This is a genomic window from Arenibaculum sp., from assembly GCF_035998295.1.
Classification (GTDB): domain Bacteria; phylum Pseudomonadota; class Alphaproteobacteria; order Azospirillales; family Azospirillaceae; genus DASYHS01.
The window spans coordinates 133745-143670 of the sequence record NZ_DASYHS010000070.1 but is presented as its reverse complement, the minus strand read 5'-3'; the positions used below and the strand labels follow the sequence as shown (position 1 = coordinate 143670).

Sequence of the window (9926 nt, the reverse complement as noted above, 5' to 3'; positions counted from 1 at the left end):
TCTCGGCAACGCGTCGGCGACGTCGTGCAGGCCCATGCGGCGGAGCATGGACTGGCGATTCGCCAGTTCGCGCCGCGCGACCGCGGCCTCCGCCCTCATGCCGCCCAGAAGCTCGCCGTCCGTGTCGCGCAGCCGCGAGACAAGGTCCTCGAGCAGCGGCTTCTCCGCCTCAGCGTCCCGCGGGTCGAGCGGCTTGCCGCCTTCGAGGTCACCGAGCAGGCGTTCCAGCAGCACCGAGGCGCAGGCCGGCGCGCGGCCGGACTGGATCAGCAGCGTCACCGCCTCCAGCCGCGGCGTCGGGGGCGGATCGTCGGGCGGCGGCCGCGCGTGCAGCAGGTCGGCCAAGCGGGCGAGCTGTTCGCCCAGGCAGGGCAGCGGACCGAACAGCTCCCGCAGCACCGGCGGGAAGGCGAGGAGGTCGGCCAGCAGCCCCTCCACCAGCGCCTCTGCGACGGGATCGAGCTTCTGTGCCATCAGCATGAGGGCCCGATCCAGCTTCTGGCCGAGGCCGACGCAGGGCGCCAGATGGTCGCTCAGCGCCGCCATCAGCGCCGGGGCGTGGCGCTCGGGGCCGACGGCCCGTTCGACCGCTTGGCTGAACGCGGCCAGGTCGGCGGCCGAGAAGGGGGGCAGGCGCCGCTTCTCCGGGTCCAGCGCGGCGAGGTCCGCCTCCATCGTGTGGAGAAGGTTGAACAGCCGGGCGGCGCAGGCGCCGGCTGGGCGGCGCGTCCGGCGCGCCTGCACCTGGGCGACGCGGTGCACGGCGTCCTCCAGCAGTCCGCCCCTCGCCTTCAGCCGGGACGCATGGCCGGGGTGGTGCAGCAGCTCCGACGGGGTGATGGCCTCCGATTCGAGGAAGCCGGCCAGGACCCGGCCGATCGCCGCGCGACCGTTCAGCGTCATCAGGTCGGCGCCGGTCGTACAGACCGGAGCGTCGTCGACGAGGCCGATGCGCCCCGGCCGGCGCCGGTTCGCCTCCTCCTCCTGCAGGATCACGGTCTCGAAGGTCTCGCCGGAGGGCGCGATCCGGTAGCGCAGCACCTTGATCCCGTCGACCCGCGGCCGGCCGGACGCGGCGCGGGCGTGGGCGACGGCGTCGTCGCGCTCCGCGAAGGTGCGGTCGACGCTCCAGATCCTGGCGGTCGACACCATCACGTCGTAACGGAACCGAACCTCCACCCCGAACTCCCCAGGAGATGCGCGTCCGCCAGGATGGCGCCGATGCCGCTAATTTTTCGTAACTTCCATGCATCCCGCAGAGGCCGGTCGGGCCATTTTAGGACTGACGCGGCGGCCCCGGATTGGCATCCTGTGGGCCACCCACCGACCGGACGATCATGCCCCACGCCGACTTCATCCATCTGCGCGTCCATTCCGCCTATTCGCTGTCGGAAGGCGCGATCAGGACCAAGGAGCTGGTCAAGCTCTGCGCCAAGCAGAAGATGCCGGCGGTCGCCGTCACCGACACCGGCAACCTGTTCGGGGCGCTGGAGTTCTCGATGGCCGCCTCGGATGCCGGGGTGCAGCCGATCCTGGGGACGGTGCTCGGGCTGCGCCGCCTCGGGCCGGCGCCCTCGGGGCGGCCGAACGCGCGGCTCGCCTCCCAGCCGGACCAGCTCGTCCTGCTGGTGCAGAACGAGGCCGGCTACGCCAACGCCATGAAGCTGGTCAGCAAGGCGTACATGGAGAGCGAGCCGGGCGGTCAGCCCATGGTGTCGCTGGAGGACCTGGAGGGCCGTACGGACGGGCTGATCGCGCTGACCGGCGGCCCCGGCGGGCCGGTCGGACGCCTGCTGGCCGAGAACCAGCGCGGCCATGCCGAGGAGGCGCTGACGAGGCTCGCCGGCCTGTTCCCCGGACGCCTCTACGTCGAGCTGATGCGCCACGGTCTGGAGGTCGAGGACCGGATCGAGCCCGCCCTCGTCGACCTCGCCTATGCCCACGACCTGCCCCTGGTCGCCACCAACGACTGCTACTTCGCCGACGAATCGATGTTCGAGGCACATGATGCGCTGCTGTGCATCGCCGACGGCGCCTATGTCGGGGAGGCGAACCGGCGCCGGATGACGCCGCATCACCGCTTCAAGTCGGCTGCGGAGATGCGCGAGCTGTTCGCCGACCTGCCGGAGGCGGTCGACAACACGCTCGTGATCGCACGGCGATGCAGTTACCTGCTGCGCGCGATCAAGCCGATCCTGCCGCGCTTCACCGAGGACAGGCCCGAGGCGGAGGAACTGAAGCTCCAGGCGCGCGACGGGCTGGAGGCGCGGCTGGACAAGCACGTCTTCACCGACGGCATGGACGAGGCTGCGCGCGAGGAAGCGGCGCGGCCGTACCGGGAGCGGCTGGAGTTCGAGCTCGACGTCATCGAATCGATGAAGTTCCCCGGCTACTTCCTGATCGTCTCGGACTTCATTAAATGGGCGAAGGCGCATGCGATCCCGGTCGGGCCCGGCCGCGGTTCGGGCGCCGGCTCGGTCGTCGCCTGGGCGCTCACGATCACCGATCTCGACCCGCTGCGCTTCGGGCTGCTGTTCGAGCGGTTCCTGAACCCCGAACGCGTGTCGATGCCCGACTTCGACATCGACTTCTGCCAGGACCGCCGGGACGAGGTGATCCGCTACGTCCAGGAGAAGTACGGGCACGACCGGGTCGCGCAGATCATCACCTTCGGAAAGCTGCAGGCCCGCGCGGTGCTGCGCGACGTCGGGCGCGTGCTCCAGATGCCCTACGGCCAGGTCGACAAGATCTGCAAGCTGGTGCCCAACAACCCCGCCAACCCCGTGACGCTGGAGCAGGCGATAGCCGGTGAGCCGCTGCTCCAGCAGGCCCGCGACGGCGACGAGACGGTGAAGCGCCTCGTCGACGTTGCCCTGAGGCTGGAAGGGCTGTTCCGGCACGCGTCGACCCATGCCGCCGGCGTCGTGATCGGCGACCGGCCGCTGGACCGGCTGGTCCCTCTCTACCGCGACCCGCGCTCGGAGATGCCGGTCACCCAGTTCAACATGAAGTACGTCGAGCAGGCCGGCCTCGTGAAGTTCGACTTCCTCGGCCTGAAGACGCTGACCGTGCTCCAGCGCGCGGTGGAGCTGATCCAGGAGCGGGGAGTCCCGATCGACCTGTCGACCTTGCCCCTGGACGACGCCAAGACCTACGAGCTGCTGTCGCGGGGCGAGGCGACCGGGGTGTTCCAGCTCGAAAGTTCGGGCATGCGCGACGTCCTGCGCAAGCTGAAGCCGACCGCGTTCGAGGACATCATCGCGCTGGTCTCGCTCTACCGGCCCGGCCCGATGGACAACATCCCGACCTACATCAAGGTCAAGAACGGGGAGCTGGCGCCCGACTACATGCACCCGTTGCTGGAGCCGATCCTGAAGGAGACCTTCGGGATCATGATCTACCAGGAGCAGGTGATGCAGACCGCCCAGGTGCTGGCGGGCTATTCGCTCGGCGGCGCCGACCTGCTCCGCCGCGCGATGGGCAAGAAGATCAAGGCGGAGATGGAGCAGCAGCGCGCCGCCTTCGTCGAGGGAGCGGTCCGCAACGGCGTCGACGCCGACCAGGCGGCCTACATCTTCGACCAGGTCGACAAGTTCGCGGGCTACGGCTTCAACAAGTCCCACGCGGCCGCCTACGCGCTCGTCGCCTATCAGACCGCCTATCTGAAAGCGAACTTCCCGGTCGAGTTCCTGGCGGCCTCGATGACCCTGGATCTCGGCAACACCGACAAGCTGAATACCTTCCGCCAGGAGCTGGTGCGCCTCAGGATCAAGCTGCTGACCCCGGACATCAACCGCTCCAATGCGGTCTTCCACGTCGAGGTGCTGCCCGACGGCGAGCGTGCGATCCGTTACGCGCTGGCCGCCGTCAAGGGGGTGGGCATGCCGGCGATGGAGGCGGTGGTCGCGGAGCGCAACTCCGGCGGTCCCTACCGCGATCTCTTCGACTTCGCCCGCCGGCTCGACACGAAGACGATCAACAAGCGCCAGCTCGAGAACCTGACCTGCGCCGGTGCGTTCGACGGCATCAATCCGAACCGGCGGCAGGTCCATGCCGCGACGGAACTGCTGATCCGCTACGCCCAAGCCGCCGCGGCCGAACGCGAGAGCGGCCAGGTCAGCCTGTTCGGCGCCGCGCCGGACGCGTTGCGGACGCCCGACCTGCCGAAAGTGCCGGACTGGGATCCGCTCGAGCGTCTCGGCCACGAGTTCGGGGCCATCGGCTTCTACCTGTCCGCCCACCCGCTGGACGGCTTCGCAAAGCCCCTGCAGCGGCTGAAGGTGGTCCAGTCCTCCGATCTCCAGCGCCGGGCCACCGGCGGCGGATCGACCCGGTGCCAGATGGCGGGCATCGTCATCAACAAGCAGGAGCGGGTCGCCAAGAGCGGAAACCGCTTCGCCTTCGTTTCCGTTTCCGACTCGACCGGCGTCTACGAGGTCACCTTCTTTTCCGAGACGCTCGCCATGAGCCGGGAACTGCTGGAGCCAGGCAAGGCGGTCGTCCTTACGGTCGACATCCAGCTCAACGGCGAGGACGTCCGCCTGACCTGCCAGGAGGTACGGCCGCTCGAGGACGAGGTCGCGCGGGCGGCGGAGGGGCTCCAGGTGGTCCTGCGCGACGCCGACGCCGTGCCGCCCCTGCGCGGCATCCTCGACCAGATCGGCCGGGGCAGGGGGCGGATCAGCATCATCGTCGAGACCGACCCCATGAAGGAGGTCGAGGTCCAGCTCCCCGGCGCCTATGCCGTGTCGGCGCGCAGCCGCGCCGCCATCAAGTCGCTGGCGGGCGTAGCGGACGTCCTGGATCTCTGATTCTCCCCGGCCGAAATGGTGATTCGCCCGATTCCCGTGCGGCAATGATGCCGGTGCGCATGCAGCCGCACGCCCGGGCGAACAATTGAACGCAATTACACAAAAATTTTTCCCATACTATGGAGTTCGATCTCGAATTCTCAGGTATGCGGTTCCGGTCGAAGACGGAATCGGGCGTTAACCATTTCCGCGTCCTGCCATCGTGGGGCGCCTTCCTGCTCCCAGGAATTGCCCGGCCCCGACGCCGTGGCGCCCTTTCTCGGCCCCGAGAACGGCACCAGCGATGGTTAACCGGCACATGCGCTTCACGCAATATGTCGAAAATGAAATCTGTCCAGCCCACATTTGACAAAAATGCAATCTATCCATATAGATTTTGACACGGACGTCGCGACGACCTCGGACAGTAACGGAGCGGTGTTCGAACAGTGAATTGCCGGACTCCGGCGCAGTCCAGATGCAGATCCATGGATAATCTGCGGGGCTGTACAAAAAGAAACTATGTAGCTTAATTCGTCCAGTTTTGCTTCGGTACATAAGAATAATCTCTGACGTTTCCGCACTGGAAACATGCAACCGATGGAACTCCGAGCGGAGTTCTTGCTCAAACAATACGAATTGGGGAGAGAAATAATGACATCCAGAGTACTGTTCGTGGTCGGCGACCGCTTCGAAGCCTTCGCCGAGAACGAGGGAGCCATCACCCTGTCCAGGCTGCTCGGCCTGATGAACGGCGAGGCGGGAGAGAAACTGCCGACGAAGACGATCTTCGTTCCCGGGCAGGGTCTGAAGGAGGACGAGATCGGACGGCTGCGGGCCGAAGCGCTCCGGCTCGGCCTGACGCGCCACTTCGATTTCCGGCTCGACCAGGGCCACCAGCGGGCGGACCGGCGCTACACCCACAAGCACAAGGTCGAGAACAGCGTCATCTCCGTTCCGCGCCGGCTTGGCGAGGACCTGTTCGAAATGGCGCTGATGGTGGATGACGACAACGAGCTGATGCTCGACCACCTGACCGGCCAGCACATACAGGGCATGGTGCTCATCGAAGCCGCAAGGCAGGCGTTTCTGGCCGTCACCGAGTATTTCTACATAGGCGAGAATGCCTTGCACCGCCACTACTTCGTCATCAACGGCATGGACGTGAAGTATCTCAATTTTATATTCCCCGTCGAGACGCTGATCTCCTATGAGATCGTCGAGAAGGACATCGCCGATCCGGCGAAGCTGTCCTTCCATGCCCGTATCACCTTCAGCCAATCCGGACAGGACTGCACCGTGGTCGACGCCCGCTTCACCGCCTTCGACGCCGACCTGATCAAGAAGAAGGAAGCCCAGCGCGCCCGGCGGGCCCTCAGCTGGTACAGCGAGCGCATCGTCCGGGAGGAGCCCCTCAGCGCGTGACGCGCCCGCGAGGGGCTCCGGCGGCACGCCCACCTGCCGCCGGAGCCCCGGCACATCGGTATCCCCTTCGGACACCCCGCACGGCGCTCGCCTTGCGGACTACCATGGCGGTGCAGCATGCGGAGCCGGATCGGTTACGCCTTCTTCGATGTCGACGGTACGCTGATCTCCGTGAAGAGCATGTTCAGCTTCATGGAGTTCTTCCATCTCGAGTGGCGCTGCAGTGCGTCCTCCCGTCACGACTACGAAAGTTTCAGAAATGAAATGAAATCGATGGCGCTCCGGGGCTGCACCCGCGAGGCCGTCAATCTCCGCTACTACGAGCATTTCCGGGGCGTCGAACTGGAGGAACTGCGGCGGGCGGGCCGCGCCTGGTTCGAGCGGATACGCCGCCACGAGGGCAGCCTGCTGCTGCCCCGCGCCGTGGAATGCCTCGAGGACCACCGTCGCGAGGGGATCGTGCCCGTGTTCGTGTCCGGCTCCTTCGTCGAGATCCTGGCTCCCCTCGCCGAGACGCTCGGTGTCGCCCACATCCTGGCGACGCGCCTCGCGACCGAAGGCGGATGGTGCACCGGCATGATCCTGCCGCCCCAGACGATAGGGCAGGGCAAGGCGGAAGCGGTCCTCGCGTTCCTGGCCGATGCCGGGGCGGCCGCGGAGCGATGCCACGCCTACGGCGACGACATCTCGGACCTGCCCATGCTGGAATGCGTCGGCCATCCGCATCCGGTCCTGGGCGATCCGTCGTTGATCGCCCAGGCCAGGCAGCGCGGCTGGGCCGTGCTCGATCCCAGGTAAGGTCGACGAAGCCGGTTCGAGTCGGGCCGGAAAGGACGGAGGCGGTCCCGAACGGGGCGGCCCGGCGTCGGCCGGGTCGCCCCGCAGTCGTTTCCGATCCCGCGATCGGTCATCGGAGCTGCCCGGCGGCGTTCGGAGCATCGACCTTCGTAGAAGTTTAACGAATTGGACGGAGAAAGATAATCTCCATCGCCCCATGCTCAAGGAAACGGGTCGGGTCGAGGGAGAGCAGAATGTTTCGATAATGAGATAATCAATTCAGCAAGGCGTCCGGGGCGGGAGCCGGCCGGACGGGCGCCGAGTTCGGAGGTGGCCGTGATCGCTTTTTTGTCTCGAAGCCTGCTGATGCGCGCGTTGATGCCCATCGGGGCGCTCTTCGTGCTGTTCGGGGTGGTTGCGGTGGTCGGGTTCGCGACCACCTTGTCCCGCTCGGCCGAGGAGGGTCTGGACCAGCGCGCGGAACTGGCGGCGTCCGTGCTGGTCGGTGGCGCGGCGGAGATGCTGTGGAACGTCGACCAGGCGGGTGGGGAGACCCTGCTCGGCGCGCTGAAGGGCGATCCCGACTTCCTCGGCGCGGCGATCAGGGGCGTGGACGGGCAGGTATTCGCGAAGCTGGGCGACATCGAGGCCTCCGGCGGGGAGGTGGTGGCGCGGTCGACGCCGGTGCTGCGGACGGACAACCGCGGCCAGGTGCAGAAGCTCGGCGCGATCGAGCTGTGGCTGTCCAAGAAGCGCTTCGAGGACCAGTTGTCCCGGATGCTGGCCATCACGGCGCTGGCGAGCGGCCTCGGCATCCTGGCGGCCTGCGCGATCCTGGCGCTGATCATCCGGGGCATAACCCGTCCCATCGCCGGCATGACCAACACGATGTCCGCCCTCGCGCAGGGAGACACGCAAGTCGACGTGCCGGCGCTCGGCCGGCGGGACGAGGTCGGCCGAATGGCCGCAGCGGTCCAGACCTTCAAGGACAACGCGATCGAGAAGGAGCGCCTGGAGCTCGAGCACAGGCACCTCAAGGACCGCGCCGAGCAGGAGCGCCGGGAGGCGCTGAACAGGGTGGCGGCGAACTTCGAGACGGAAGTCCTGTCCGTGATGCAGAAGATCACCGGCGTCGTCCGTGACATGGGCAGCAGCGCCGACGTCATGGCGCGGACCGCCGGCGACAACGCGTCGATGAGCCGCGACGCCGCCGACTCCGCTTCCCGGGTCAGCACCAACGTGCAGACGGTCGCCGCCGCGGTGACCGAGCTGGCGGCATCCGTGCGCGAGATCAGCGGGCAGGCCGCCAACTCCCACAAGGTCGCCGACGGAGCCGCGGAGCGGGCCCGCCAGACGGTGGCGATGGTCTCCGGCCTGGTCCAGGCGGCCAACCGCATCGGCGACGTCGTGACCCTGATCACCAGCATCGCGAGCCAGACGAATCTGCTGGCCCTGAACGCGACGATCGAGGCCGCGCGCGCGGGCGAAGCGGGGAAAGGCTTCGCGGTCGTCGCCAACGAGGTGAAGAACCTCGCGACCCAGACCGGGAAGGCCACGGAAGAGATCTCGGCCCAGATCGCGGCCATACAGCAGAGCACGGCGGGAGCCGCTTCGGAGATCTCCAAGATCGTCGAGGTGATCAACACCATCAGCGAGATCAGCGCGTCCATCGCTTCGGCGGTGGAGGAGCAGAATGCCGCCACGGAGGAGATCAACCGCTCCGTGCTCATCGCCTCCGACGCGTCCCAGGCGCTCCAGGGCACGATCGACGACGTCGCCGGGTCCGCCCGCGACAGCGGCAGCGCCGCCGATCGCCTGCTGGCCGCCATCGACCAGCTCGGGGCCAGCTTCGACGGCCTGAAGGGTCAGGTGGACATCTTCATGGAACGGCTCCAGGCGGCCTGAGGCGCGGAGGCACACCACCCTTCCGAACGGTGGGGACTGCCAGTGCGGTCCCCACCTTCCGTTGCAGTTGCCAAATGAGTGCGGGCGGGCTATCTAAGCGCCGTCGCAAAACCACACGCGGGCTTGCGGCCCCGGCATGACGCGGGGGCCGCTCCGGTGTCTCCGCCCTCGATCGAGGGCGGGGGTCACGCCCGCGGCGGATCCAACCGGAAAAGGACAGTTTCCATGGCGATGCCAACCTTCACCATGCGCCAGCTCCTCGAGGCGGGCGTTCATTTCGGCCACCACACCCGTCGCTGGAACCCGAAGATGGGTCCCTACATCTTCGGTGTGCGCAACGGCGTCCACGTCATCGACCTCGAGCAGACGGTGCCGATGCTTCACCGCGCGATGGTCGCCGTGCGCGACGTCGTCGCCGGCGGGGGCCGCGTCCTGTTCGTCGGCACGAAGCGGCAGGCGCAGGAGCGGGTCGCCGACTCCGCCTCGCGCTGCGGCCAGTACTACGTGAACCACCGCTGGCTCGGCGGCATGCTGACGAACTGGAAGACGATCTCCCAGTCGATCAAGCGCCTGCGCGAAATGGAAGAGCTGCTGTCGCAGCCCGAGCTCGGCCTCACGAAGAAGGAAGTCCTCCAGCGCACCCGCGACCGCGACAAGCTCGAGCGCGCACTCGGCGGCATCAAGGAGATGGGCGGGCTGCCGGACCTGCTGTTCGTGATCGACACCAACAAGGAAGCGATCGCGGTCCAGGAAGCCAACAAGCTCGGCATTCCGGTCGTGGCCATCATCGACAGCAACAGCGATCCGGACGGCGTGACCTTCGCGATCCCGGGCAACGACGACGCGCTGCGGGCGATCGACCTGTACTGCGAACTCGTGTCGGGCGCCGTCCTGGACGGCCTGCAGGCCGAGATGGCGGCTTCCGGCGTCGATGTCGGCGAGTCCGACGCGCCGGCGGAGACCGTTCCGGCCGAGGCGGGCGCGGAAGAGACCGCAGAGACCGAGCCGGCACGCGCCTGACGCCGCATC

The 9926-nt window shown here is 67.5% G+C and carries 6 protein-coding genes; 5 read left to right on the top strand and 1 reads right to left on the bottom strand.

Annotated features, from left to right (window positions below; translation table 11 throughout):
- A partial coding sequence (locus VGO20_RS08340) for a hypothetical protein (protein WP_327501852.1) occupies window positions 1-1179 on the bottom strand: 1179 nt, incomplete at its 3' end.
- A gap of 158 nt (window positions 1180-1337) precedes the next feature.
- Between VGO20_RS08340 and dnaE the strand changes: the two genes are divergently transcribed.
- From dnaE to rpsB, 5 genes are all read left to right on the top strand, one after another.
- The gene (gene dnaE, locus VGO20_RS08335; RefSeq protein ID WP_327501851.1) at window positions 1338-4811 is read left to right on the top strand and encodes a DNA polymerase III subunit alpha; all 3474 of its coding nucleotides are present in this window, start codon (window positions 1338-1340) and stop codon (window positions 4809-4811) included.
- Between the two features lie 633 nt (window positions 4812-5444).
- The gene (locus tag VGO20_RS08330; RefSeq protein WP_327501850.1) at window positions 5445-6215 is read left to right on the top strand and encodes an AfsA-related hotdog domain-containing protein; all 771 of its coding nucleotides are present in this window, start codon (window positions 5445-5447) and stop codon (window positions 6213-6215) included.
- A gap of 117 nt (window positions 6216-6332) precedes the next feature.
- Entirely contained in the window at window positions 6333-7013 is a 681-nt protein-coding gene (locus VGO20_RS08325) for an HAD family hydrolase (RefSeq protein WP_327501849.1), read from the top strand.
- 315 nt (window positions 7014-7328) lie between these two features.
- Window positions 7329-8897 carry a methyl-accepting chemotaxis protein gene (locus VGO20_RS08320; RefSeq protein ID WP_327501848.1) on the top strand — a complete coding sequence of 523 codons (1569 nt, stop codon included), beginning with the start codon at window positions 7329-7331 and terminating at the stop codon, window positions 8895-8897.
- A 225-nt stretch (window positions 8898-9122) separates the two neighbouring features.
- Window positions 9123-9917 carry a 30S ribosomal protein S2 gene (rpsB, locus tag VGO20_RS08315; RefSeq protein WP_327501847.1) on the top strand — a complete coding sequence of 265 codons (795 nt, stop codon included), beginning with the start codon at window positions 9123-9125 and terminating at the stop codon, window positions 9915-9917.
- The last annotated feature ends 9 nt before the right edge of the window (window positions 9918-9926 follow it).

What these genes read in the sequence shown, in the direction of transcription:
- dnaE (WP_327501851.1), top strand. Translation starts at nt 1,338, where the DNA reads ATGCCCCACGCCGACTTCATCCATCTGCGCGTCCATTCCGCCTATTCG.
- rpsB (WP_327501847.1), top strand. Translation starts at nt 9,123, where the DNA reads ATGGCGATGCCAACCTTCACCATGCGCCAGCTCCTCGAGGCGGGCGTT.
- VGO20_RS08330 (WP_327501850.1), top strand. Translation starts at nt 5,445, where the DNA reads ATGACATCCAGAGTACTGTTCGTGGTCGGCGACCGCTTCGAAGCCTTC.
- VGO20_RS08325 (WP_327501849.1), top strand. Translation starts at nt 6,333, where the DNA reads ATGCGGAGCCGGATCGGTTACGCCTTCTTCGATGTCGACGGTACGCTG.